General features: G+C 41.0%; 23 protein-coding genes. 5 read left to right on the forward strand and 18 right to left on the reverse strand.

Annotated elements, in window-relative coordinates; genetic code table 11:
- Window positions 1–128 precede the first annotated feature (128 nt).
- From MNQ98_RS17280 to MNQ98_RS17315, 8 genes are all read right to left on the reverse strand, one after another.
- Window positions 129–581, reverse strand: coding sequence for a chemotaxis protein CheW (locus MNQ98_RS17280; protein WP_241929372.1), 453 nt, complete (start codon window positions 579–581; stop codon window positions 129–131).
- A gap of 45 nt (window positions 582–626) precedes the next feature.
- Window positions 627–2,345, reverse strand: coding sequence for a methyl-accepting chemotaxis protein (locus MNQ98_RS17285; protein WP_241929373.1), 1,719 nt, complete (start codon window positions 2,343–2,345; stop codon window positions 627–629).
- Window positions 2,346–2,528: 183 nt separating this feature from the next.
- Window positions 2,529–3,230 carry a response regulator transcription factor gene (locus MNQ98_RS17290; RefSeq protein WP_241929374.1) on the reverse strand — a complete coding sequence of 234 codons (702 nt, stop codon included), beginning with the start codon at window positions 3,228–3,230 and terminating at the stop codon, window positions 2,529–2,531.
- A 2-nt stretch (window positions 3,231–3,232) separates the two neighbouring features.
- Window positions 3,233–6,511, reverse strand: coding sequence for an ATP-binding protein (locus tag MNQ98_RS17295; RefSeq protein ID WP_241929375.1), 3,279 nt, complete (start codon window positions 6,509–6,511; stop codon window positions 3,233–3,235).
- A 277-nt stretch (window positions 6,512–6,788) separates the two neighbouring features.
- Window positions 6,789–7,511 (reverse strand): ABC transporter substrate-binding protein, encoded by a 723-nt coding sequence (locus MNQ98_RS17300; RefSeq protein ID WP_241929376.1) that lies wholly within the window; start codon window positions 7,509–7,511, stop codon window positions 6,789–6,791.
- A 702-nt stretch (window positions 7,512–8,213) separates the two neighbouring features.
- The gene (locus tag MNQ98_RS17305; protein WP_241929377.1) at window positions 8,214–9,218 is read right to left on the reverse strand and encodes an ABC transporter substrate-binding protein; all 1,005 of its coding nucleotides are present in this window, start codon (window positions 9,216–9,218) and stop codon (window positions 8,214–8,216) included.
- A gap of 249 nt (window positions 9,219–9,467) precedes the next feature.
- Window positions 9,468–10,652, reverse strand: coding sequence for an alanyl-tRNA editing protein (locus MNQ98_RS17310; protein WP_241929378.1), 1,185 nt, complete (start codon window positions 10,650–10,652; stop codon window positions 9,468–9,470).
- Window positions 10,653–11,041: 389 nt separating this feature from the next.
- A complete protein-coding gene (locus MNQ98_RS17315) occupies window positions 11,042–12,214 on the reverse strand; it encodes a GNAT family N-acetyltransferase (protein WP_241929379.1) in 1,173 nt (390 codons plus the stop codon).
- Between the two features lie 202 nt (window positions 12,215–12,416).
- Here MNQ98_RS17315 and MNQ98_RS17320 point away from each other — a divergent pair, with 202 nt between their 5' ends.
- On the forward strand, window positions 12,417–12,968 hold the full coding sequence (locus MNQ98_RS17320; protein ID WP_241929380.1) for an NADPH-dependent FMN reductase: 552 nt from the start codon (window positions 12,417–12,419) through the stop codon (window positions 12,966–12,968).
- A gap of 283 nt (window positions 12,969–13,251) precedes the next feature.
- On the opposite strand, the gene MNQ98_RS17325 is transcribed toward MNQ98_RS17320, so the two are convergent.
- Both MNQ98_RS17325 and MNQ98_RS17330 read right to left on the reverse strand, forming a co-directional pair.
- Entirely contained in the window at window positions 13,252–14,358 is a 1,107-nt protein-coding gene (locus tag MNQ98_RS17325) for a DUF4179 domain-containing protein (RefSeq protein ID WP_241929381.1), read from the reverse strand.
- Window positions 14,359–14,405: 47 nt separating this feature from the next.
- Window positions 14,406–14,990, reverse strand: a complete 585-nt coding sequence (locus MNQ98_RS17330) for an RNA polymerase sigma factor (protein WP_241929382.1) — start codon at window positions 14,988–14,990, stop codon at window positions 14,406–14,408.
- Window positions 14,991–15,072: 82 nt separating this feature from the next.
- Between MNQ98_RS17330 and MNQ98_RS17335 the strand changes: the two genes are divergently transcribed.
- Complete coding sequence (locus tag MNQ98_RS17335; RefSeq protein ID WP_241929383.1) at window positions 15,073–15,228, forward strand: hypothetical protein; 156 nt, start codon at window positions 15,073–15,075, stop codon at window positions 15,226–15,228.
- Here MNQ98_RS17335 and MNQ98_RS17340 read toward each other — a convergent pair.
- The 6 genes from MNQ98_RS17340 to MNQ98_RS17365 form a co-directional block, all read right to left on the reverse strand.
- Window positions 15,215–16,102, reverse strand: a complete 888-nt coding sequence (locus MNQ98_RS17340; protein WP_241929384.1) for a DUF5643 domain-containing protein — start codon at window positions 16,100–16,102, stop codon at window positions 15,215–15,217. The genes MNQ98_RS17335 and MNQ98_RS17340 overlap by 14 nt on opposite strands.
- 177 nt (window positions 16,103–16,279) lie before the next feature.
- Entirely contained in the window at window positions 16,280–17,470 is a 1,191-nt protein-coding gene (locus MNQ98_RS17345) for a DUF4179 domain-containing protein (RefSeq protein ID WP_241929385.1), read from the reverse strand.
- Window positions 17,436–18,029, reverse strand: a complete 594-nt coding sequence (locus MNQ98_RS17350) for an RNA polymerase sigma factor (protein WP_241929386.1) — start codon at window positions 18,027–18,029, stop codon at window positions 17,436–17,438. Before MNQ98_RS17350 ends, MNQ98_RS17345 begins: the two co-directional genes overlap by 35 nt.
- 154 nt (window positions 18,030–18,183) lie before the next feature.
- Complete coding sequence (locus tag MNQ98_RS17355; RefSeq protein ID WP_241929387.1) at window positions 18,184–19,035, reverse strand: DUF2785 domain-containing protein; 852 nt, start codon at window positions 19,033–19,035, stop codon at window positions 18,184–18,186.
- A gap of 379 nt (window positions 19,036–19,414) precedes the next feature.
- Complete coding sequence (locus MNQ98_RS17360; RefSeq protein WP_241929388.1) at window positions 19,415–19,579, reverse strand: hypothetical protein; 165 nt, start codon at window positions 19,577–19,579, stop codon at window positions 19,415–19,417.
- Window positions 19,580–19,670: 91 nt separating this feature from the next.
- Window positions 19,671–20,651 (reverse strand): phosphotransferase family protein, encoded by a 981-nt coding sequence (locus MNQ98_RS17365; RefSeq protein ID WP_241929389.1) that lies wholly within the window; start codon window positions 20,649–20,651, stop codon window positions 19,671–19,673.
- Window positions 20,652–21,093: 442 nt separating this feature from the next.
- Between MNQ98_RS17365 and MNQ98_RS17370 the strand changes: the two genes are divergently transcribed.
- Genes MNQ98_RS17370 through MNQ98_RS17380 form a run of 3 tightly spaced genes read left to right on the forward strand, consistent with a single transcriptional unit; the run spans window position 21,094 to window position 24,709 of the window.
- Window positions 21,094–22,446, forward strand: a complete 1,353-nt coding sequence (locus MNQ98_RS17370) for a glycosyltransferase family 2 protein (protein ID WP_241929390.1) — start codon at window positions 21,094–21,096, stop codon at window positions 22,444–22,446.
- Between the two features lie 33 nt (window positions 22,447–22,479).
- Complete coding sequence (locus tag MNQ98_RS17375) at window positions 22,480–23,571, forward strand: acyltransferase (RefSeq protein ID WP_241933953.1); 1,092 nt, start codon at window positions 22,480–22,482, stop codon at window positions 23,569–23,571.
- A gap of 4 nt (window positions 23,572–23,575) precedes the next feature.
- Window positions 23,576–24,709 carry a glycoside hydrolase family 18 protein gene (locus MNQ98_RS17380; protein WP_241929391.1) on the forward strand — a complete coding sequence of 378 codons (1,134 nt, stop codon included), beginning with the start codon at window positions 23,576–23,578 and terminating at the stop codon, window positions 24,707–24,709.
- Window positions 24,710–24,810: 101 nt separating this feature from the next.
- On the opposite strand, the gene MNQ98_RS17385 is transcribed toward MNQ98_RS17380, so the two are convergent.
- Complete coding sequence (locus tag MNQ98_RS17385) at window positions 24,811–26,286, reverse strand: protein adenylyltransferase SelO (RefSeq protein WP_241929392.1); 1,476 nt, start codon at window positions 26,284–26,286, stop codon at window positions 24,811–24,813.
- Window positions 26,283–26,765 carry an SRPBCC family protein gene (locus MNQ98_RS17390; RefSeq protein ID WP_241929393.1) on the reverse strand — a complete coding sequence of 161 codons (483 nt, stop codon included), beginning with the start codon at window positions 26,763–26,765 and terminating at the stop codon, window positions 26,283–26,285. Before MNQ98_RS17390 ends, MNQ98_RS17385 begins: the two co-directional genes overlap by 4 nt.
- Window positions 26,766–26,878 lie beyond the last annotated feature (113 nt).

The following is a 26,878-nucleotide window of genomic DNA, read 5'->3' on the forward strand; positions in this document are numbered from 1 at the left end:
TTTATTCTTTATAGGGGGGAAGATATATTAAGCATTATAACAAGATTTCGGACAAAAAGAAAAAACGGAGTAAATATCAGGCGAAAACCCTGTATCTACCCCGCAGCTGCTATGTAACTTTATGATCTCTAATGGAATCCGTTTTGCCGTGAAATATACAAATAGAGGTTTTCCATCATATTCTGCACATCAAGAATAATAATCTCTCGATCACCCTGCTTCGAAATACCGATGTAATAATCGAAATCTGTATTCATTTTGAAAGGTTGAATCGTGTCCTCTGAGATATCCATTACATCCATTGCACTATCAACGATTATACCTACGAGGTCATCATTCCGTTCAACAATAAGCAATCGGGTCATCTTAAAATCTGAGCTGTTCTCATTCCCTAGAAAATTGGTGCGTAGGTCAATAATAGGCGCAATGATCTGACATTTTGTGGGGCTTCCCTTCATATATTCAAGGTTTTTGGAATTATTCAATACAGGTGGCATCTTTTTATAAGCTACGACATGATTAATATCGATTCCGAATTCTCTATTCCCAACACTGAATATAACTGCTCTTAAATAATTCATAGGTGCACCTCACATTTCTGTCATAAGAAAACACTCGTTCTACACTTATCCGTAAATTTTAAATTGATTGACTTTATCTTGTAAATCTTCCGCCATTTGGGATAATGAAGATGAGGATGCCGATATTTCTTCCATGGATGCGAGTTGCTCTTCTGTTGCAGCCAAAATATTTTGCGTCCCGACGGCTGAAGTCTGAGCAGCTTCATTAATGTGTTCTACTGAACGAAGCATGTGATCTGTTCCTGATGCTAAATTTTGAACTTCTGATGAGACTTCTTGAATTTGACTGACCACCTCATTTACAGACTGCTGAATTTGTTCAAAGGATTGACCAGCTGAATTGACGGTATCCATGCCACTAAATACTTCAGTTGTAGCCCGTTCCATTGAATGAACTGCTTTTTCCGTTTCTGACTGGATGGTGGTAATGAGTACCGAAATTTTATTAGCAGAAATTGCCGATTGCTCGGACAACTTACGAACATGATTAGCGACAACAGCAAACCCCTGGCCATGTTCTCCAGCCCTAGCCGCTTCAATAGCCGCATTTAAAGCAAGTAGATTGGTCTGTTCGGCAATCTCTGTAATAGCCCCTACAATTGCGCCAATTTCTTCGGATCGCTGTTTCAATCCATGAATGACAAGATCTAGTTCGTTAATAGCCCCATGGATCGAATTCATCTGATGTACGACGGTCGTGATGGCTTGATTACCTTCTAATGATTTATCCGACGCCTGTATAGCTGTTTCGGACACAACTTGCGCATTCCGTGCAATATGTTGTATTCCATTTCCCATATGTATTAGCGTTTCTGCAGTTTGCTCAACCACTTGGACCTGCCGATCTGCTCCGCTTGCCACTCCTTGAACGTTGGATGCAATATGCTCGCTAGCAAGGCTCGTCTGTTCAGCATTTGCCGTAAGTTCAAGCGAGAACGCTGCTACTTGCTGTGAAGTTTCTGCAATCTGACCGAACAAGCCTCTTAATATATGAAGCATACTATTTAATGAATCGGTTAATTGCCCTAGTTCATCTTTGGAACGATAGTTCACTTGACCGGTGAAATCCCCACGCTCCGCTTCTTTCATTAATTTCTGTACGCTTTGAATTGGCTTTACAATCATACGAATGATCAGTATCCCTAATCCACAGCATATTGCAATCATTACAATTGAAATGAAGAATGTAAGCTGAATGCTTTGTTCCGCATGCTCTGTATTCGAGCGATTAATTGCATCAGCACTATTCATAAGATCATTCTCTAACTGAACACCTAACGGATAGATCACATTATAAGCTTGTTCTACTACCGATTTGTAATAATCGTAAGCTTCATCATTTCGATTCTGTCCTCCCAAAGCGATTACTTGTCTCATTGACTCAATATAAGCCGGATACCCTGCTTTAATATCGGTTACGATCTTCTTTTCCTCTTGCGACATCCCCGACTCGAGAAACATATCTAGATACTTCAAATTTTCGGTTAACAATTCCTCAAATTTAGCATTGAATTTCTCCGTTTCTTGCCTCGATGTGTCCTGCATCAATTGAAAAACAATCGTCTCCATGGCCCGGTTATTAGCACGATACTTTATAAAGTTAGCTTGAGGTATCATGTGATTGAAATATATCGCATCCGCATTCTTAGCCATAGAGGTCATAGAAAGAAATCCAATCACTGAAAGCGTTACCATGGAAACGGTAAAAAATCCGATTAACAGAAACAGTTTTGTTCGTACTTTTAAGTTGCGTAAAATTCGCACTGCACAATCCCCTTTTTCACTGAATAGTCAAATTAATAATCAAATGATAAACGAGGTTTATTAAAACAATTCTAAAATTAGTGTTTGATATTTATGTTTTTTCCTTATATTTCTTGCTATTTTCTTAGTTCTATCTTTCTAGACAGAAAAAAACCTTCTATAAGAAGGTCTCCAAAGACAAATCTAATTTGGCGAAAATTTATACCCTATTCCCCAGACCGTTTTAATATATTTCGGATTTTTGGGATCTTCCTCAATTTTATTCCTTAATTTCATCACGTGTACATCGATTGAACGCTCATTGACCAACGTATCTATTCCACGTAAATAAATAATCAGTTCCTCTCGGGTAAATACGCGTTCCGGATGATTATAGAGCAAATTCATAATTTCAAATTCTGAAAATGTTGTCTCTACACGTCGTTCCTGAACTTTAATCGCTCGATACTCATGTTCAATGATAATGCTCTTTCCTTCTGCACGGAATCCAATGTCCTTATCGTCTGATCCTCGCTCGATAGATCCCTGGTATGCTCTTCGCGTAAGAGCAAACATTCTCGCCAAAAGCTCCTTCATACTGAACGGCTTGCATAAATAATCGTCCGCTCCGGCAATCAATGCTTCTACTCGATTCAGCACTTCTGTATTCATTGATATCATAATAATGGGTACAAAAGAATCTTTACGAACCTCCCTGCATACTTCCGTACCGTTTAGATCTGGCAGAAGAAAATCAATGATAACGATATCCGGATTAAATTCTTTTATGATGCTTAATCCCTGAACCCCTGAATCAACTCTTAATACGATGTACCCCTCATCTGTCAAATACATCTTGATCATTTCACCAATGATTTCGTCATCTTCAATTAGAATTACTTTCATTGTTAGTCCCTCTCACCATCATTTTCATGAATAATGTTACTTTCGTATCCGATATCTATATAGTTTTGTAGCGAAGAAATTATCATTTGCATTTCCCAATCCAAATGTTCCATGCTAGCTTTAATATCTCCGCCTTTATCTAGAATACTTTCAAGCTGATTGGCTGCTGCAAGCAGTCCATCTGCAGATATATTTGCAGCTACGCCTTTCAGCGTATGAAGCATTCTTCGGGTATTTGTGAGATCGAATCGAGACAATGTCTCCTGCAATCGGTTCGTAAAATCACGGTAGTCACGCAAGAATACGATGAACATATGAACCAAAATATTTTCTTTTCCATTGACCCTTCGTCGAATCGCTTGAATATCAATCCCTTGTAAGTCAATTTCGATATTGTTTTGATCTTCACGTTTCTTGTACACACTACCATCTTTTGAAGCATCCCGTCGGTTAATCAATGAAAAAAGTTGATCGACTTCAAGCGGTTTCGTTAATACGCCATTCATTCCAATACGGTAGTACATCTCATGATCTTCCTTCACCGTATTGGCCGTTAAGGCAATGATCAGCAATTGATCAAATCGGTGATCTTCACGAATTTTCTTCGTTGTTGCTACTCCATCAAGTTCTGGCATATGAATGTCCATTAAGAGCAGATCCCATTGTTCTCGATTTAGTAATCTAAGAACTTCGTTGCCATGATTAGCTATGGTTACCGAGAACCCGTAGGATTTTAATAACTCTGTTACAACGAGCTGATTAATTGCATTATCCTCAGCGAGCAAGATATTCATTTTTCGATTTCGCAGGGCATTGAATTGAGTCCTCTGAATCACTGTTGACTCTTTGAATTTATGCCAGAACAAGGATCTCATCGTTCGATACAGTCCAATCCGACTAACCGGCATCAAAATTATTGCATCCGGCTGCAAATGCTTGGGGAGTTTCATGATTTCTTCACGAACCATTGGAGTTAAAATAACGACATGACGAACTGATATAGCAGAAGTCCGTCGCTTTAGATGCAACCAATCATTAAGGTCATTCATTGTATCCTTACTTAAATCTGTCAGTATCACTTCTAAATGAATACTTGAAAAATCAACATTCATATAATTGTCGCAGCAAATCACTTGAAAATTCATAGATTCCAACATGGAGCATATTCCTTTGCTGACCACCTCATTACTTTCAATTACGAGTACGTTCATCCGAGAGAATTCGATTGGATCTTCCCTCCTTATCTGGGCATTCAGTGGCACATGGTCAAACGGGAGTGTAAATGAAAACTTACTTCCATACCCAGGCTGACTATTAACCGTAATGGTCCCCCCCATCAACTCAATGAAATACTTACAAATGGATAACCCTAAACCCGTTCCTCCATATTTATGTTTTGAAAAATGTCCGACTTGAGTAAATGGTTCGAACAGATGACTCATCTGATCACTTGTGAGTCCAATCCCCGTATCTTTAACAGAAAACTCTAAGTAGAACATGTCATCTTCATAGCTAAGCAGTTCCGCTTTGACATAGATATATCCGCTGTCTGTAAATTTTATAGAATTGTTAATCATATTAATTAAAATTTGCTCAATACGCAAAGAATCGCCATAAAGCGTTTCCGGGATATCCGCTGACGTATCAATAATAAATTTCAATCGCTTCTCTCCTACGAGAACGGTTAAGATATCGGATAATTCCTGCATCAAATGATGTAAATTGAACTGTACCTTCTGAAGTTCAATTTTGCCAGCCTCGATTTTTGAGAAATCGAGAACATCATTAACAATCCGAAGTAATGTATTAGAAGATGAGAGAATCTTATCTAAATAATCTTTCTGTACAGGTGACATCTCCTGCCTCATTAACAACTCTGTTAATCCAATAATTCCACTTAATGGTGTACGAATTTCATGACTCATTCGAGCGACGAACTCACTCTTGGCCTTATTGGCCTCATCAGCTTCTCTACTCATCTTAAGATTCTTGATATCATGAGCGGTGCACATAATCCCTATGATCACTTGATTAATATCAAAGAATGGAGACAGTGTGACATGAAAATCAAATTCAATGTTATTGAACTTGAAACTGTATTCAAAACTTTCCATTTCCCTTCCAGAAATGACCTGGTTAAAATGATACAACCACGACTCAATATGTTCTCCTGGAGGTAGATGATCGGTAATGAATTCCCCTATAACCTTTTCTGGCTGAGTTCGGAAGGTCTCTAATACTTTTTTATTCACTGATGTCACACGCCCATCAACATCAAAGTGCACAATAAAATCTTGCGAGCTTTCAACAAGAGAACGATATAATTCTTCGCTTTCCACGAGCTGCCTCTCTGATTGTTTACGTTCTGTAATATCAATCGCTGAGCCAATGACAGAGACAACATTGTTGTTGTAATAAATCGGTTTTAATGTAACTAAAAGAGTGCGCTTCGCAAAGCATGTTTCAAATGATAGTTGCTCGCCACGCCAAGCCTTTTCTTTTTGACATTGTAAGAAACTGCTTAATTCATCAGGAAATACAGAAATATTGTCAATGGATTTTCCTACAATATCTTCACTACATAATCCTAACTCTTCAAAAAGAGCCCCCCCTCCAATTTTATATATAATCTTCCCATTTTCTTTCGTTAATTTATAAATTAATCCGGGTTGAAGGTGAAGAATTTCTAATAAATCGCTTTGTAAGACATCGAATTGATGCTTTAATTTTTGAGCATTACTCATGTAATACAACTTCGCAGCGATAAATAAGCCGAATGCCTGATAAGCGAGAAAGTATTGTAATTGAACAGATATTAAAGGAGGATTTTCCATGTAATAATAAATAGTAAGAATAACGAAATTGGAGCATGTAACGGATATTAACCACTGCATCCAGTAATGCTTAATAAATCGAACAGATGTGTTGCTAATGATCAATAGGAGTGACATGATGATTGTCCCTTGAATCATAATATCTATTGAAGAGACGTAGGATAACTGAAATATGAGGATCACTAACATCGTGATCACTGCTGAGAAGGGACCTCCGATGTAGGACGAGATCAAAATAGGAATCGTTCTTAAATCCGCTAAAAAATAATTATCGAAATGGTGCCCGAAGTACATTAACAGGACACCCACAATTCCTTGATAGAGCCCTACCTTCCATACATACCATGTTATAATTTTTAAATTCATGTTGACTTTCATCATAAAATGCTCGAAAAAAAATGTGAAAATCGTCAATAAACAGAAGCTAAGCATTAAATCCCGAATCATGATTGTTCTCACCTGCAGTATGGATTCAATTTGTCTAAAAAGAATAGCATATATGCAACCGTTAATATATTGAGTTTCACTGGAAAAACTACGATATAAATCAATAATGAATTCATCATGTTTATATGAATTAATATAAAACTAAGATGTTATAAAACATATTCATGAAATATTAAATTTTTCTTAGATTAATAAAGATAATGTTAATAAATCGATCACAAAAAACCCGATCCAATTGGATCGGGTTCTTGAGCTTATAGATTCGCAACCTAGCACACTATACCAGAGCCTTTAGGACATCATCAATTTTTAGCCCATGAGACAGAATGCCATAATTCATCCAAGTCATAAAATCAACCTCATACACACAACGGTTCCTCATTGCCGGAAGAGCCTGCCAAGAAGGGGTATTCAACAGTCGGCGTTCCTCACCTTCCACCCTCGAATGCCGCTTATCAAACATAATGAACAGATGATCGGCATCCAACCGTTCGAGCCATTCTTGCGTAAGCTCTGCTCTGCGATGATAATTCGTTAATTTCCGAACTAGGGGATGTGGCGTCAGCCCTAAATCGCTGTATAGGACTGGTCCTGTATAGCCACGTTCTGATCCTGCATACAGGCTCACACCAAGAGCAGATATTCGAAGACACGCAACAGTCTGCTTACGAACAGAGCGTTGAAGTAAGCTTCGAGCTTCATTTGCTTTATTTTCATATTGCTCAATAATATCCTGAACTAGACTCGTCCTCCCTAGCAAATCAGCCACCGTACGCAAAGTAGCACGCCAATCCTCACCGGGATGTGTCAAGTTATAGGTTGGCACCAACTCGGTGATCTGATCAAAAGGCATCCAACGATCCATTCCCCCATCTACTAAGATATGATCCGGTTTGTGGTCAAGTAATGTATCGATCGGGTTTCTAGCGATATCGAATATAGGTACATTCTGCAGACCAAGATACTCTTGCTTCCCCCATCCTGCATGGTAGCATTGCATAACAGGTGTTACGCCTAAGGCCACTAGAAAATCTTCAAGAAACGGAGCGAACACGCGAGATCCATCTCTTAAATGACGGCGGTATTGTCCCGGAGAAATTCCGAATGTTTGCTTAAATCTCCGACTAAAATAGTATTCATTTATTTCTGTTTGATATGCTCGATAGAATTAGACACAGCCTGGCGTATGCTCATTTCCTTATGGATGAAAAGGTTTTGTTCAAATATGAATCTCAGTAACTCTTGAAATCTGACATGGTTACGAAATAATTCCATTTCATCTTGGGAATTTCGATTCTGATAGATTGCTTCCAAGTAATCAATGCATTCTGAAAAAGGTTGGCACACCACCTCGCCACTACACGGAATATGATGTGTTAATCTTAATGGTAGATCTTCTGGAAACTCTGAAGTGTTCAGAAGAGACACCTCAAAAATTAGTCGATAGAAGCCTAGTCCTTCCTCTCCAGCTATCATACACGTTGACATATCGGGCGTGACAATCATGCAAGATCCTCGCTTCGAGCAAATTCCTGTGCCGTTTATGACAATTCTCCCGTCCCCGCTTGTCATAACCAACATCGTATAATTCCGATTAAAGCTATCTTCCTGGTGCCAATCCGACGTTTTAACGTTATATTGAATATCCGTTAGAACATAGAACCAAGTTGGTCGAACCATGCCTATCCTCTTTTCTTCCTGCTTACTTGACGAACCACTTTAATAGATCATCCACTTTCAACATATCGGCCGTAATTGCACCTGTCTGCCAGTGTGATCGATCAGCCATATAGACATTGCCTTTCTTGACAGCTCGCATCAACTTCCATAATGAGCTGTCTAATATTTTCATCGCTTCCTTATTCTCTTCCGAAGTCCACGAACCGTTCGACGGTAATAGGATAATATGATCAGCATCAAATTTCGGAATCATCTCTTCAGATAGAATAGCTTGGAATTCTTCCATGTCTCTCACTGACGCATTCGGTTTCAGTTCCAATTCTTTATAGAGAATATTGCCTACAAATCGATTATTGATGCCAAACAGCGCAATCGATTTGTCGCCAATGTTCAACCTCATGACTGCGACTGTCTCATCTCCGATCGTTGCTTTTAATTTGGCTTTCGCGTTGGAGACCTTTTGGTCATAATCACGAAGGACCTGATTTGCCTTATCAGACATACCCAATACATTAGCTATGGTTTTAAGGATTTCTCTTGGATCTTGAAGCACCGATTCCGTTACTCTGTATGTCGGCGCTACCTTGGAATACGTTTCGTATTTAGCCGCATCCGCTGCACCGTCCACAAAGATCAAATCAGGACTTTCCTCCAGCATCGCTTCGATGCTCCCACTAATATCAAATTGAGGCACATCCAATTTCAAATATTCCTGGATTCCCCAAGTCGGATGGTACCATTGCACAATAGGTGTTATACCCAATGCTACGAGGTAGTCTTCCAAATAAACCCCAGCAATACGCTGAGGATCTGTGGGGACCTTCACCTCACCAAATTCATCCCTCACAATTCGTGTTGAATTGGACGCATCTCCTTGCTCTTCTGACGGTTTGTCCTTATTTTCCGTAACCTGTTGAGATTGCGCTGTATCCGCTATATCCTTTGGTGCTCCGCATCCACTTAATCCGATCATCAGAATCAGCGTCACTGCTATGAAGACAGTCATTATTTGACGTGACCTTGCCATAAATGTTCCCTCCCATGAATGTTGTATATGTACGAATAGTGAATACGATCCATCCAACAATAATGATAATCATTCTCACTGATACAGGTCTATTATATAGCACTCGTTTGGTTCGAACAATGCACATTTTCAAAGTGATTCTTATACAAACTTGAGTGCTCCTATCAAAAAAAGACAATCGCATTCATCGCGATTGTCTTTTCTATGATAAGAATTGTGTCCCTATCCGAGAGAAAAAGATGCCTTTGTTTAATCGATAATTTGGTTTTTGAGAGCATGCGCTGTGAATTCATAAAAAGCATTAGCATTTTCCCAGGTTGGGAACCCTGCTTGTGCCAGAATATTGCTGCCCCCGCCTTTTCCATTGTAACTCCCAAGATGTGCTTTGAAGAATGCACCGCAGGAACGCCCAGAATTGCTATTCTGAGATAGAACAACTTTATTCTCGGCTTTAGTAGCCAGCAGTACTGGTACATCACTTTGCGAGGTGATTTTGGCCGCCAAATTTTGTAGATCTTTAAGACTTTTGTCTTCAAATATTTGTGCGATTAGAGTGCTTCCATGGCTAGATAACAATTCTTGTGCAACATACTCATCATTTTTATCTTTAAGAATGGACAGCTCGGCTTGAAGCTGTTTTTGCTCCTTCTCCCATTTCTCAATCCGGTCTAAGATTTCATCTTTGCCGGTTTTGAATTTGGTAGACAAGGCACCCAATATCCGTTGGCTATCATTAAACTCCTCTAAGGCTCGATATCCGCATTTAAAATAGATCCGAATGTTCCCCTTTTGTTTCTCCGCTTTGAGTAGCTTGATCATTCCGATTTCGCCGGTTGAAGAGACATGTGTCCCTCCGCATGCGTTGTATTCAACTTCCTTGATTTCAACAATTCGAATATTCTCCGTCACCTTTGGCTGCTTTACAAGATTCAGTTGATTGGCCTCTTCCCCGGAAACGAAATAACTCAGAATGTAATGGTTCGAATAGATTTGCTGGTTGACCTCGCGCTCAATGGATTCAAGCTGACTTGTGTTCAACTCAGAAGCTTCCACGTCAATCGTGCAATAATCCGTTCCTAAATGAAAACTTAAGGTCATGGCTTGATACAAGTCCAGGCAAACAGCCGAGAGCAAATGCTGTCCGCTATGCTGCTGCATGTGGTCAAATCTTCGATTCCAATCGATCAGACATGTTACTGTACTCTCTTCGGGAAACCGCTCAAGCTTGTGTAATATTTGATCCGCTTCACTGAGGACATCAAGCACAGGAATTCCCTGGATATACCCTACATCACAAGGTTGCCCACCCCCATGCGGATAGAAAGCCGTCTCTTCCAAAATGACATAATAGCCGTCATCTTTCTCTACCGTTTCTAAAATGCTTGTTTCCCATTGGGCCAGATAAGCAGAATCGTAATATAGTTTTTTAGTCATGACAATTTTCCTCTCTAATCTCGTACATTATTTTAAATATATAGTTGTTTGAATATACAGTCAAAAAAAGACGTAGCATATCTTGTAACTTTTAAAAGTCGATTCATTTGAGGTACATTTCCGACAGGGAAATATGCAAATATTTACATATGTAATTCCTTTTATACAAGATTAGTAATTATGTTCGGATTTATTCTGCTTTTGTGGGCATGATCAAAGGAGAGATGACTCTGTTTTAATTACTATTGTGAATTTTTCATATGTTGATATTTTCACTTCTAACGCAATGCATGAAAAAACCGAACAAATATCAGGAAAAATCCTGGATCTGCTCGGCTATGCAACATAACTCGTTATGGTTCAGACATCAACGATGGTTTAGCTTTCATTTAGAAATGATCCATAAGGAAGGTTTGTCCCACAGGGATTATGGACTCGAACTGCGCTACTTTCAAGGGATTACCGTTTAGACGATTCATCTGGTGTAACTCTCGAGGGCGCTTATAACCCATAAAGAGTGCAGAAAGCGTCTGAATATCTGTAGATATATCGGTTTGATTGTCATCATTTGAAGACAGTTGAATGACATCTGCTCTTCCATCCTTGTTTACTGACAGTTTCCACGAGCCGTTATTCCAAGTAGCCGCTGAATCCTTCACTGAAATCGTTAGTTCAGCCTCTATATTCGCCTCGAACGAGTATTGTTCTATAAATGATTTCAAATCTACAATACGCGCCATGAAATAAGGGACTAGTTCCTGAGTTATACGGGGTTCGGGTAGCATGTATGGCAGCTGATCGTCACCTGGCACCATCATCATCATTACTTGTTCAATACGGGAATCATGGTTTGAAAAGAACGTCCACAGCGCACTTCGTGCTTCTTCATTCAAGTAAATGAATTCATCACACTCGATCACTTTATCTTTTAACTCATATAACACATAACCTTGCGGTTCACCATCTGCTGAAAAATAAACAGCGCTATGTACAGATTCCTGCAGCACCGACTGTTTCCACCATACTTCATCGCGCACCAGGGTTCCATTATATCGATTTACAAATGATTGATATAACGAATTGAGAACAGAGATATCAGTTAGGTCTCTCACTATTTTCCCTGGAAAATCTATTTTAGGCGGGAATTTCTGTACAGGGATCGTATATTTTTTATACTCTGTATAGAGTTCCCATCCGAACTTACGGTAAAACGGAATTGAAAAAGGATGTAAAAAGGAAATAGTCTGTCCCTGGCTCTTCATTTCTTGAAGCGCATGCTTAAGGAGTGTGGATACATGTCCCTTTCTGCGGTTTTCCGGCCAAGTAGCCACCCCTGCAATACCGCCCATATCTACAACCTTACCTTGCAGATAGATTTGAAAAGGGATTATTGTCAGTTTTGCTTGCAGTTCTTCTCCATCAAAGATCCCCCAGAATTGTTCGGGCTTGAAAAGCTGCTTGCTGGATTCTTTTTCCTCTGGAGTTTGTGTATATTGAAAGGCATACTCAGATAATTTCACGCTTGCTTCAAATTCATTCTGCCTTAGCTGTCTAAGTTCCATATTTCCACCTCTTTAATAATTGTTTTTGTAAACCCCTGTTATAGGAATACTCTATCATAATTCCTCTGTCATATATATATTTGTCGAACAAACTTTTTGTAAGTTACTTGACAATACACACCTATAAAGATTATTATTAGCTCATACAAAAAAACGAAGACAGAACATATATTAATGTGAAAAGAATCAGGAGGGAAAAACAATGTCAAAATTAAATATCGGGATCATTTTGGGAAGCACGCGTCAAGGTCGTTTAAGTCCACAAGTTGGAGAATGGGTAAAGAGTGTCGCGGATCAACGTGGGGATGCTAATTATGAAATCGTAGATATCGCAGATTTCAATCTTCCACTTCTGGGAGAAGCCGATGCTACAGAACAAGCAACTGCCTGGAATACCAAACTTTCAAGTCTGGACGGCTTTGTATTTATCGTACAAGAGTATAACCACAGTATTACAGCATCATTAAAAAATGCTCTGGATTATGCGCGTGAAGGATGGGGCAATAAAGCAGCAGGTATTGTAAGCTATGGTTCAGTAGGTGGTGCACGGGCCGCAGAGCATTTGCGTGGAATTTTGGGAGAATTGTCCGTAGCGGATGTCCGTGTACATCCAGCCCTCTCCATATTCACTGATTTTGAAAATGCATTTGCACCTGAAGCTGTTTTCAAGCCGGCTGATCTGCATCTCGTAAATATTAATGGTATGCTTGACCAAGTGCTTGCATGGAGCGGTGCACTGAAAACTTTGCGCTAATATAACCAATAGTTAGGTAAACCTTTCGATCCGTAATATAGCAAATTGTAATTATAATCTAGTAACCAAAAGAGAGACTGGCAACTTATGCCGGTCTCTCTTTTACTATATTGCTAGTTATTATTTAACTGGAATGGTCAGCTCCAGATCTTTCAGATATGTCTTATCACCAACGCTGTTCTTTCCTTGTCCAACCACACTCCAATCCTTCTGGTTTACAGTCAAGGTAAACGGCTTAATCGTAATGGTTTTAGGTGTTTCATTAAACGGACTGAACAGTTGATCAATGTGATTTTACTGGAATTTTGAACTCGAAGGTTCCCTTTACCCCTGTGACATTCGCCTGTATCGTTAGCTCGAATTGGTCAGGCAAGTTCAGGCCCTTTGTCAATTTAACGCTATAAGCATTATCCTTCTCTGGATAATCCCCAAACATACCTTCGCTGAAATCCACTTTTTGTCCATTCGCAAGAATGGTTGGCGTCTTAATATATCCTTTCTTCTGATCCTTTTCAGGAACCTGCCTGGATTTGATATATTCAGGAGATGAGATTATCTCCGCATCTTCACTAATATATGGAGATGCAGTATTCGGCAAATCTATCCCTTCACGATCCAAAATGAAGGATAAACTGTCTCCGTCATACAGTAAATCAGCTACCGTCAGCGTGATTCCATCATGAGTTACACTCAAGTTAGGCTCAGATACAATTCCTTGTTTAACGGCAGCTTGCACAGTTTTTTCGAGCGCTTTATTATCTATATTTACTGGAATTTTGAACTCAAAGGTTCCCTCTACCCCTGTGACATTCGCCTGTATCGTTAGCTCGAATTGGTCAGGCAAGTTCAGTCCCTTTGTCAATTTAACGCTATAAGCATTATCCTTCATTGGATAATCCCCAAACATACCTTCGCTGAAATCCACTTTTTGTCCATTCGCAAGAATGGTTGGCGTCTTAATATATCCTTTCTTTTGATCCTTTTCAGGAACCTGCCTGGATTTGATATATTCAGGAGATGAGATTATCTCCGCATCTTCACTAATATATGGAGATGCAGTATTCGGCAAATCTACCCCTTCACGATCCAAAATGAAGGATAAACTGTCTCCGTCATACAGTAAATCAGCTACCGTCAGCGTGATTCCATCATGAGTTACACTCAAGTTAGGCTCAGATACAATTCCTTGTTGAATGGCAGCTTGCACAGTTTTTTCACTAGTTCCCTCATAGAGCGTGCCGAACATTGGAACTTTCTTCAAGCTATCCGCCATTGCTGGCGATATAAATCCTGTGCCAATCACTGCTGCGCCGAGAACTGCTGTGGCAGATGCCACCATGATGGTTCTTTTAATTAAATTAGGCTTTCTTTTGGATGTTGTTCTTGTCATTTGGACTCTCCCCAATCTTATTCATAATTTGATAACTCATACTTCAATCAGTTTGCTTCGGCTAATGTCGCCTGTGTCACTTCTTCGGTTTGGCTAACAAGTTCCATCAGTCTTCGGCGTAATCGTTCATACTTTATCCGTACTGTGACGGAAGTGAGATCCATGATCTCACTTATTTCATCAAAGGTGAACTGTGCTGCCGCCTTAAGGAGTAAAATATGACGCTCTTCCGTTGTAAGATAAGTCAAAAGCTCATAAACTACGGACTCGTGTTGGAAGATTTGCAGCACAGGCTGCTTCTCTTTGTTATGTTCGGCCAACTTGAGCTGGCGGCTCTGCTTTTTCTTCATATGGATCAAATGATGGTAGGCAATTTTATACAGCCAGGCAGAGAAGGATACTTGTCTGCTATACTGAACAATATTTTCATAGGTGCGGATAAAGATTTCCTGTACAGCATCTTGTGTCTCCGCATGATTTTTCAGAATATAGTAGCAGTAAGTATACATTTGTCGTTCAAACTGGATAATGATCACTCTGTATGCCTGTTTGTCTCCTGCTTTGATCTGTTCTATAACCGCTTCAATTGCATATCTTTTTCCTTCCACTTCCCCGGGGATGGGTGACTGCAAGAGCGCACCTCCTCTCTTCTTTACCTATATAACAATCCCGAACACCGATTTTGTGACACCATCTTATTATTAGGGGGAATACTTGTTAAATTATCTTAACTTCGGCGGTAAGTATGGCAGCATTAAGATATTCCACGGCAAAATGAGTGAAATATGGCTTTCTTCCCGCACAAAAAAAGGAATCCGCGCTGGCATCAGCGTGAATTCCCCTCATCGATCGATTGTTATTTCATTGTAATCTTCATTTCCAAGTTCTTGTAATACGTCTTGGCCCACTTTCTGCCACTACTGTCTTTCATAATTTCACCTTTAGTGTCTATGGTATATGTAAACGGCTTAATCGTGATTATTTTCGGCACTGCTTTGAACGAGGAAGCATAGCTCAGGTCTTCTTTACTGTTTGACCCAGGCTTTGACTTTACGTCGATATCACTAACGGTTACCTCTTTTATATTTCCTTTTTCATCTACAATGTCATAAAACATCTTGCTCGAGAGCCCCTTCGATTTGGCTACTGCCGGAACTTTGCCTTGGCTGTTCACCTTAAGCTTCATCATTAGCGGTGTCATCTCGAAATAGTCCACGGTATAGCTAAAATCCCCACTTTTTTTAGTGGTACCCGGCTGCAATGTTACCAGACTATCAAGCTTTTTCACCGGGACGTTAAAGATAAACGGCTCCTTAACGTTTTTGGCGTACAACTTCAAAGTCATATTGAAATTATCCGAGAGCTGCTGTTTGCCATTTATGGAGTAGGAGATCAAAGCTGTGTTGCTTCCCTCACTAGTAGTTATACTGGTAGAAAACATCATTTCTTTCCCGTCAACAGACAATACTGGGAAATTCAACGGATCCATCGTCCCCCCCTCTTGTCGAACAGTAATGTCTAGACGATTTCCGTCATACATAACTTTGGGTAAGCTAAACGTCACGCCGCTATGTTTAATCCCCTTCATCGCTGCGGCGATGTAACTGGCACCAGCCGCCTGTTTGGAAGTGTCGGCACTAACGTAAGTAGGAAATCCACTGCCTATGACAGTCATTCCCAATGCTACTATCAATGCAGTTAAAGCGATTTTATTTCTAATGTAATTTGATTTAGTAGAGATCAATGGTCTCGCTCCTATTCTATTATTGTCTGCTATACCTTCTTTGAAAACGGCCGGTTTTCAAAAAGGTATTCATACTTAGGGTGAATCGGCTCGTCCGAATCGTTATTCAGACGAGCCGATCGCTACGTTTACAACATGCACAAGATGATAAAGCTGATGTATCATCACTTTTCTTGATTATTGTTTAACTGGAATGGTCAATTCCAGATCCTTCAGATATGTTTTATCACCTAAACTGTTCTTCCCTTGGCCGACAACACTCCAATCCTTGGTGTTCACAGTCAAGGTAAACGGCTTGATCGTAATGGTTTTAGGTGTGCCATCAAACGGACTGAACAATTGATCAATGTGATATTCTGTTTTTGGTTTGCTGTTGAAATACTCAAATCTACTTGGGTTCAGGACATTTCCTTGGTCATCCACAATCTCATAATATACCATGCTGGCGCTGTAATCGCCTGTTTGCTCTAGAGAGTTTGGAACCTGACCCTTACTATCCAGAACGAGACGTGTAGATACTGGTGAAAGGTCCAGCTGCTTGACGGTATAACTGAATTGTCCGTCAGATTTGGAGGCCTCCGGCTTCAGAACGAGCGCTTTATTATCTATATTTACTGGAATTTTGAACTCAAAGGTTTCCTTTACCCCTGTGACATTCGCCTGTATCGTTAGCTCGAATTGGTCAGGCAATTTCAGATCCTTGGTCAATTCAACGATATAAGCATTTCCCTTCTTTGGATAATCCCCAAAACTACCTTCGCTGAAATCCACTTTTTGTCCATTCGCAAGAATGGTTGGCATCTTAATATATCCTTTCTTCTGATCTTTTTCAGGAATCTTTCTGGATTTGATATACTCGTTATCAGGTTTTCCAATGATCTTGGAATCTTCATTAATATATGGAGAAGTCGTATTCGGCAAATCTACCCCTTCACGATCCAAAATGAAGGACAAGCGGGTTCCATCATATAGCAAATTGGCTACCGTCAACGTGATTCCATCATAAGTTACACTCTGATTAGGTTCAGATACGATTCCTTGCTCTATGGCAGCTTGCACAGATTTTTCACTGGTTCCTTCAAAGAGTGTTCCAAACATTGGAATCTTCTTCAAAGCATCTGCCATTACCGGCGATACAAATCCTGTGCCAATCACACCTGCACCGAGTACTGCTGCGGCAGATGCCACCAACACGGTTCTTTTAATTAAATTAGGCTTTCGTCTAGAAGATGTTCTTGACAATGGACTCTCCCCGATCTTATTCATAATTTGATAACTCATACTGTTCTTCGATAATGACGATTCACGAATCATTTGTTCAATGGCATCCATATCAGCGAACTCCATTTGTTTCGGCAAATTTCCCATGTATCACCTCTCCTTTCTGGCTTGTGCGATCTATCAGTTTTCGACGCAATCGTTCATATCTCTTCCGTAATGTGGCGGACTTGATGCCCATGATTTCGCTTATCTCATCAAAGGTATACTGTTCTACCGCCTTAAGGAGTAAAATATGACGCTCTTCCGCTGTAAGATAAGTCAAGAGTTCACTAACTACTGACTCGTGTTGGGAGATTTGCAGCTCAGGCTGCTGCTCTTTGTAATGTTCGACCAACTTGAGCCAACGGCTCTGTTTTTTCTTCATATTGATCAAATGATGATAGGCCATCTTATATAGCCAGGCAGAGAAAGATACTTGTCTGCTGTACTGATGAATATTTTCGTAGGCACGGATAAAGATTTCCTGTACAGCATCTTCTGTCTCAGCATGATTTTTCAAAATATAGTAGCAGTAAGTATACATTTGCCGTTCAAATTGTATAATAATCTCTCTGAATGCCTGTTTGTCTCCTGCTTTGACCTGTTCTACAGCTTCTTCAATTGCAATTCTTTTTTCATCTATTGCCCCGGGGATGGTTGGCTGCAAAAGCTCACCTCCTCTCTTCTTTACCTATATAACAATCTCGAACTGTGATTTTGTGACACTATTTAATTCATGTGGTGAAATTGAGTAGATTAGCTCAACACTAACGAAAAAAACCCGCCATTAGCGGGTTCCTCCAAATCATTTCCCAAGATCGTTAATTCGTACTTATCGAAAATCTGTTCAATTTAGATTCGGCGGCAAGTATGGTAACATTAAGACTATTCTTCCGGCTATCCTGTCCTCTCCTGAAATAGAGGCTTCGCAGAAAGTTCTTGCTGTTCACCCGCGTGATCACCTGAGTTCGACTTCTAGGCCACTCGCTACACTGTGCCAAGGCGTTTATCCAGTCAGCGATCTCCTGCTGAGGAAGCAGGTCTTTGTCAATCATAATATCTACAATGCTCGCGATCCGTTCATCTTCCTCATCACTAAAAATATGTATGCCATTATGCAGCATCCCCAGGGTAGCGGCAAGAACTTCAAGCAGCAGCTCTTCATCACACTCGGGGCACTGTACCAGTTCCACCAAAGCGTCCGCACCGTGGGCCGCGCTGTGAGCCCATCCTCCTTCGGGCAGATAGCCTCGAAGATCCTTCTCTTCTTTATAATAACGGAGCAGTGAATGCTTTAGATTTTGAAAATCGGCATAGTTTAGAAAAGGCTTCCGTCTGTGACGCCCCACAATCAAAGCGATGGGAAGAACCGAGAATGTTCTTGTAAATACAGTCTGATCACCCTCGCTGCCGATATGATAGAACAAATGCTGACTGTCGGTCAGGACAATCAGGAGGTTGCGCAATTCCTCTTCCGTTAATCTGTTCTCCTCATTAATCCATTCATAGAATGTCGGATAGATAAGATTGTCCCGTAATTCCGGATCAGGGTCACCGATATATTGCAGCATCAGAGTTAAATAATCCTGCAGCTGCTCTCCTTCACGAAGCTGGTAACTTTCATTCTCGATTCTTTGCAGGTCCAACATAAAATCTGCCCTTGACTTGTTCATTCTTTCCATTCCTTTCAGAATAATAGTTGATTAATAAATTCATTTTACTTTAATATTTTCCAATTCCTTTCAGTCAAAAGAATACACCGAATCCTTAGTACGACATTATTCTTAATTATTCCAATATTAACATATTCCCGACTTTTTTGTTAAAATATCACTCCATCATCAGATTGCCTCTTAGCCGACCGAAACTCTGGACACTGGGTTAGAGTAAAAAAGACCTTGAGGAATACATCCTCAAGATCCAACACACACTATTCTTTTTGTCTGCTTCCATAACCATATTGAATAAATGATCTTTCCTCCATGTACTAATTTTATGTGTATAGAATGTCAATCCGGAATAGTAAGGGTAATTCCGGTCTGAACACAGATTTCATACAATAACTTCTACATCGCTTTCCCCAATCAAATCTTCATAAGCTAGGTATAGGCCTATTGATGAACCGATTAAAACTAATAACGCTGCAAAAAATGCGAGCTGCTTAGTTGTAGTCTTTGATGATTCCGATGCCCTCTTTCTTTTCCTTGCCTGGGCCATATAAACCGACCTCCTACTTCCCTAACCTTTCTTTAAATTATGAAACGGACAACAAAATGTTGTTAGGCAAATAAGCGCCCCTTCTCTCTAGTCATCTATAGGTCTGAACTGTTCTTGCGATCAAGTGCTGAAGATCCTGCATCCGGTTTGGGGTGTCCATGGTGGAATTGTTCAGCATATCACACAGGGCAACGAGATCTTCAAGCTTGGAGAGAAGTTTCCAATTGTCTTCAAGAATCGCTCCTTGTTCCTGATAAGCTCGAATAAAATGCTCTTCAAAGATTGAACCATCTTCTTCATACCGCAGCATGTTGCCAATATCAACGTGCTGGCTCCAGGAAAATGCTTCCTCCCAATCAAGAACAGACGATACCGAGCACCCGATTGGACCATACTTCATCAGTATATTTAATCCGTTGAAATCCGAATGAACGAGGACGGGCGTTTTGCTGCTTTCCGACAATAAAGGGCCATATGTTTTGCAAAAAGACCATAACTCTTGTGTGAGTTCCTTACCCAGCCATTTACCGCATTGGTCATGAAAAAGAATTTGTTCCATGAATGCGAGAAATCGATCGCCGTCCATCCTTAAGGGATGGTTGATTTTCAAATCCTTGCCGAAAAAACCTGATTCAGTAAAGTGGTAGCTATGTATATTTGCAAGAACGCTGCCGACAGAAACTGCAGCTGAAGTAATATCCTGGAGAGTTCCGCTTCTGAACACATCGCGCAATAGGAAGCCCTCCTTCCACTCCAACACTGCCCAAGATTTATCGAACCTGCTGCAACTTGTATCGACATATATGAAGTCGGCGACAGGCACGGTTTGTTGCACAAGCTGAGCTATAGCAAGCTCTTTGTCTGCAATCTCCTCACCGCCCCTGAAAAAACGAACCACATAAGGTTCGACGCACCCTTCCAGATGAATTTTGTAGTTCGAATTACTGAGCCCGGTGCCGATTCGTTCAGCTGTGATTACCCTTTTACCCGGAAAGGCAGGTCTGATGATTTCATTTATCTCTGAAAGGTCAAGAGTAATGGGCAGATTTTTTCGTTCCCAGCCTTCTTTCATGATCGCGCCTCCTGTTTGCAAATCTTATTAGATTTTTCGTCATCATCCTTCTCCTTCTCTAAATAGTATCATTCCGTTCACCCCTATGACATATCTCATTAAATATTGTTTTTATCTCCTAAAATGTAGAAATCCGAACCATAATAGAGGCAGTATTCGAAAAGCAACTATGTATTCGTTTTCTTGCTCCATTGAGCGATTTTACATTTGGGAGCGATCTAAGATAGTTTATTAAATAAGATGTTATTTGGGTTTATATGGAACGAGAGGTTGTAACTGGGTGTATTTATCCCCCGATAATGATTTTTTGTCCCTTGACATCGATTTCTATAGAAAATGTGCTTCATCAAGCCATTTCAGATAGAGATGTAGATGAAATGGACAGAAGCGCAGCCATACTGGTTTTACAAGAAAGAGAGATAGAGAAAAAGGAGTGAGGAGTTTGCAGTACTTTTTTTATGGTATAGCGGGTGTATTTCTTGTGTTTCAAGCCCTGTACACGATCGTTCCGTTATTCTGCAGCAAGGTGAAGAAGTTGAATCCAGATCTTGCCGAAAAATCAATATCGGTGCTCGTTCCTGCTTATAACGAGGAGCTTACGATCCGAAATTGCATTGATGCCATGGCAGGCTTGCATTACAGCAATTATGAGATCATGATCATCAACGACGGTTCCAAGGATGGTACCTTGTCTGCGCTTCACGAGCTGCTGGAATTAGAGTCGGATTACCGGAAGCCAGACCACAAGCTCTCCTATAAAACGATAAGAGGATTTTATCGTTCGAACCGCTATCACAACATTTATGTCATCGATAAACTGAATGGCGGGAAAGCCGACTCGCTGAATGCGGGTATCGATTATGCTGCCTCGGATATCGTTATTACGCTTGATGCGGACAGTATGCTGGAGACCAACTCACTCAAGTATGTAAATCAATATTTTCATAATAGTGACATCATTGCGCTTGGCGGTACAGTCAAGATTGTGCAGGGTGCTGAGAGGAAAAAAAACGGTGCTATTGTGGAGAAGTTTCGCGGAAAAGGGCTAATCAAGAGCCAAATCATCAATTATACGCACGGCTTCTATGTCCGAAAATTAACGCAATCGTTCTTTAATTCCATTGTTGTCATTTCAGGCGCTTTCGGGGCCTTTTACAAAGATGTTCTGGTTCAAGTAAACGGCTTCCGTAGCACGGTAGGCGAGGATATCGATATTACCCTTAAAATTCATGAATACATAAAAGCAAATCGCTTAAAGAAAAAGCTAGTATACGCACCCGAAGCGGTATGTTATACCGAATGTCCCGAGAATCTCCCGAACTTCTATAAGCAGCGCATTCGCTGGCAAAAAGCGTTTGTCGATTGCGTCCTGATCTATTGGTCCAGGCTCTCTCAGAAATTCAGTGTCAGTGTGAGTCTGTTTTTTGCCATCGACGGATTTATGTTAGGGACGCTCTCGGCATTTACCACTTTATTTTATCTGGGCCAAGCGCTGATTTCCGGCGGAAATATTATACAAGCGATCATCTTTCTGCTCATTAGCGTGCTGCTCAATGCGGCGCAAATCATCATTTCCCTATACTTATGCCGTAAATACGGCAGCACGTATACTTTTGCAGATTATCTGAGAATGTTCCTGTTCAGCCAAGTTGAGTTGTTGACCTACCGGAATCTACTGGTCTACATCAATATTGCAGGAACGTTTAAATATTTTGACAATGATGAAGGCTGGGGCTTCGTGGAGCGGAAAGGCGTTGCCACCATCAGCCAGAACATTGCGGTAGGATCGAATTAAGTAATGATGAAGGAGGCTACCATGAATAGCAGCATGGTTCAAAATAAAAGAATTATATATATAGATATTCTAAGAATCCTATCTATCGTTGCCGTCATTATTTTGCATTACACGGCGGGGGTGTTGCTCAGCACGAATGATTTCAATACCTCCTCGTGGTGGATCAGCAATGGATTTAATTCCATTTCGCGCTTTGCCGTGCCGGTATTCTTCATGATTAGTGGAGCGATGATCCTTAGAACGAAGATCACGTCCTATCGGGAATTCTATATCAAGCGAGTGCTCCCGCTGGTCATTCCTCTCTTGACCTGGTCACTCATTTATGGCTTATACAATCAATACTATAGTATGAGAAGCCAGATGAATGCCTATGAGTTCGTTATAGACTTCGGTTACCGGCTGCTTACCGACGGAAATTATATCCATCTATGGTTCCTGTATGCCATTATCGCGATATATATAACGGTGCCGCTGATCAGCAAATTCATAAAATCGTGCAGCGAGAGGGATCTCCGGTATTACCTGCTCTTATGGTTCATCGTTAGTATTGCGTACCGTTTCATCTCGGACGTTGTATTCCGTACAACGGATCAGTACATCAATATTCCTATTATGAACATCCCTTTTTTCATGGGATTTCTGGGTTACTTTATTCTAGGATACTATCTCTTCCATTACGAGCTACCGCTAAAAGTGAAAAATAAATTGTACAACTTAGGCATCATATCGTTCTTTCTGGCTCCTATAGCCACATACTTTGTCTCACTCCGTAGCGGCGTACTGGATGAGATGTTCTACGGTAACTATTCCATCACCACGTTTTTCATGGCAGTCGGCTTATTTATTTTCTTCAAAGAAAACGAAACCCGGATCAGCGATAAAGTAAATCACAAAATTCAAAAATTAATCAGCTCGATCTCCAGAGCCAGCTTCAGCATCTATCTCATTCACTTATTAGTTGAAATGATGCTCTCAGGCAGAACGGAATTAGAGGCAACATTTCTGGAGACGACCCTCAGTCTTATCGTGAATATTGGCATCATCTTTGCCATCAGTTACATCACCGTCAAGGTGCTCAACTTAAGTAAAACTGCAACCTACATCTTATTTGGTGGGAGGGGTTAACAGAGTGAGAATAAATAAATTTACGAAGATGTTTATCGTTGTGTTGCTCGCAGGCATGAGTCTTTACTTCTACCAAGTATCCGCAGCAGACGACCGTAAAATTACGGCGGTGTACGTGGAAGCTTGGCAAGACTATAAGAACATTAAGCTGTCTGAGAAGGGTGTTGACATTGCCTTTATCGCGTTTGCCAAAATCAAGGGTACGGATATTTATTTTCATGAGGACAGTACGACCAATGACCAGATTAAAGAAAACATTAAAAAGCTAAAAGAGCATAATCCGACCACCCGAATGGTGTTAGCGGTAGGCGGCTATGGCGCGGATGGCTTCTCGGATGCTTCATTGGACGGAAACCGCTATCTGTTCACCGAGAGCATCATCAATATGGTTAAGGAGCTGGAGTTGGATGGGGTTGATATTGACTGGGAGTATCCAGCATTCCATGCTTGGAATACGCAGAAAGCGCGCACTGAGGATACGAAGAACTTTACAAATCTGATGAAGGAATTAAGAGAGAAGCTGTACAGGCTACCTCACAAGAACAAAAAGTATTTGTTAACCTTCGCATCGGGCACGCAGGACTGGTATTTTCAAAATGTCGAAGTGAAAAAAGTCGAGAAATACGTTGACTACATCAATATCATGGCCTATGACCTAACTGGAAAATGGTCAGACACGACTGGCTTTAACGCCAATCTGTATCGGGATAGCCAGGGTAAATCCAAGCATAGCATCGATCAGATCATCACGATGTACCTGGATCATGATATTGACAGCAAGAAGCTGCTACTCGGTGTCCCGGCTTATTCCTACGGCTGGAAGAATGTGAAGAGCGATAAAGACGGCCTATTTAAACCAGGAAAGCCCATCGACATCAACAAGGTGGACTTAAGCTATAGAAAGCTTGAGAAAGACTATTTGAACAATAAAGACTACAAGCGTTATTATGACAACAAAGCCAAGGCAGCCTACCTCTATAATGGCGATACCTTCATCAGCTACGAGGATAAAGAAGCCTTGCAGGAGAAGGTCAATTACATCAAGAGCAAGGATCTTGCTGGTGCGATGGTCTGGCAGTACGCACAGGATGCTGAGGATGGAATTGTAAAGTTTCTGACGGATCATTTGAATGAGTGAGAAAATAGGTCCTTAATACAAAAACTGACTAAACTAGAGTTATCTAGCTTGGTCAGTTTTTGTGTATAAGGCGGTTAAATTTTTCTTGTATTGCTTTATTATCAAGTGCCGCAAAAGGTTCGGTAAGAACAGTTGGATGGCTCAGGCAGTGTGGAGTAATCAGCCTGCTCGGGGGAATGCGCGTAGGGTCTCGAAAGAACATCAAGTAGCCGCTCCATCACGCTGTAGTCTTCCTGTAGTACCGCTGCTTCGAGTGCCTCTTCTACCCGGTGATTGCGCGGGATTATAGCAGGGTTACTGCTACGCATCAACTGATGCGAGGAGTCTTTTGGTTCCTGTTGCCTGCCTAATCTTGCCTGCCACAGCTCATGCCACTGAGCAAATTCCGTGGTGCCAAACAGAGCCGTATCCTCTGGTTTTTCAAACGTTAAAGCACGGAAGGTATTGGTATAGTCCATACGATACTTCTGCATTATACCGAGAAGATCTTTAATAAGGGATTCATCCTGCAATTCTTCGTTAAAGAGTCCCAGCTTTGCCCTCATCCCCGCGAGCCAATGATGGTGATACAAATCGGAAAATTCCGAAATTGCATTCTCGGCCACCTTGACAGCCAGCGTCTGGTCTTCATGCAGCAAGGGCAATAAGGTTTCAGCAAATCTCGCAAGATTCCACGCGGCTATATTCGGCTGATTGCCATAGGCATAGCGACCTTGTTGGTCAATCGAACTGAACACCGTTGCTGGATCATAGGCATCCATGAAGGCACAAGGACCATAGTCAATGGTTTCTCCGCTAAGCGCCATGTTGTCCGTGTTCATCACCCCATGAATAAAACCAACAAGCTGCCATTTGGCAATCAGCTCGGCCTGACGCTTGATCACTTGCTGCAGAAGGAAAAGATAGCGGTGCTCATCAGGATCAACCTCTGGAAAATGCCTTTGCAATGTGTAATCAGCAAGAGTCCGAAGATCCTGGGCTGTACCCCAATTCGAAACGTACTCAAAGGTTCCAACGCGCAGATGACTCGCCGCCACGCGGGTTAGAATTGCACCAGGCAGGTCGGTTTCACGAATGACGGACTCGCCGGTTGTAACCACCGCTAGGCTACGGGTGGTAGCAATACCAAGCGCATGCATGGCTTCACTGATGATATATTCGCGCAGCATCGGTCCAAGTGCCGCTCGACCATCGCCTCGGCGAGAGTATGGTGTTCTACCTGAGCCCTTAAGCTGAATATCAACCCGCCCACCCAGGGGTGTAATCTGTTCACCAAGCAGCAGAGCCCTACCGTCCCCTAGCATGGTAAAATACCCGAATTGATGCCCAGCATAAGCTTGGGCAAGTGGTAAGGCTCCATCGGGAATTTGGTTGCCGGCAAACACCGCTGTGCTATCATTGCTTTTCAGCGCTTGGACATTCAACCCCAGGGACTTTGCCAACGAATCATTAAGAAGGATCAACTTTGGTGAACGCACAGGAGTAGGGCTTTGCTTGGTAAAAAATGAATTCGGCAGACGAGCATAACTATTGTCAAAGTTCCATCCTGTATCTATGGTTGCTTTCTTCTCTGTCATCGTATCTCCTCATTTCGCTTATCATTTTGATCTTTCATAGCTTCGCTTCGAACACGCTCCATAAATTCGAATACAACCTTCTGATTATTTTTGAAACCCATTAGCTTCAACATCACCTTGCCCAACCAATTGACTCCTTTGTTCTGACCGCTATATATGAATCGGGTATGCTTGTCATCCACTTTGAGAAGAGTAAATGATGTTTCAATCTCAAAGATTCTGGCTAAAGTAAACCCGCTTTTGTTATGTTTTCTGTGCGGTGTATTTTCATATTCAAGATCTTCTACAATATAGGTTTCAATTCGCTTTCCTTCCTTAAACTTTTGTCTATACTTGGTTCCAACAACGCCCTCTTTACGTTCGATAACTTCATTCTCCACTACCTGTGGCATAATTCGTTGGATGTTCTCCAATGCAAACAAGTTCCAGATGGTCTCTATATTAGCCTCAATTATTGTCTCTTCGTTCCATTGGAGCATCAAAATTCTCCTTACTTATCTTTAGTCACATTTCGTAAGTATTGTACCGTAAAAGCAAATCATAATCCTACTTTCTGTAATAGCATACCACTACCTCTCCATATTTATTGATT

This window comes from Paenibacillus sp. N3/727, assembly GCF_022637315.1.
Taxonomy (GTDB): Bacteria; Bacillota; Bacilli; order Paenibacillales; family Paenibacillaceae; genus Paenibacillus_AQ; species Paenibacillus_AQ uliginis.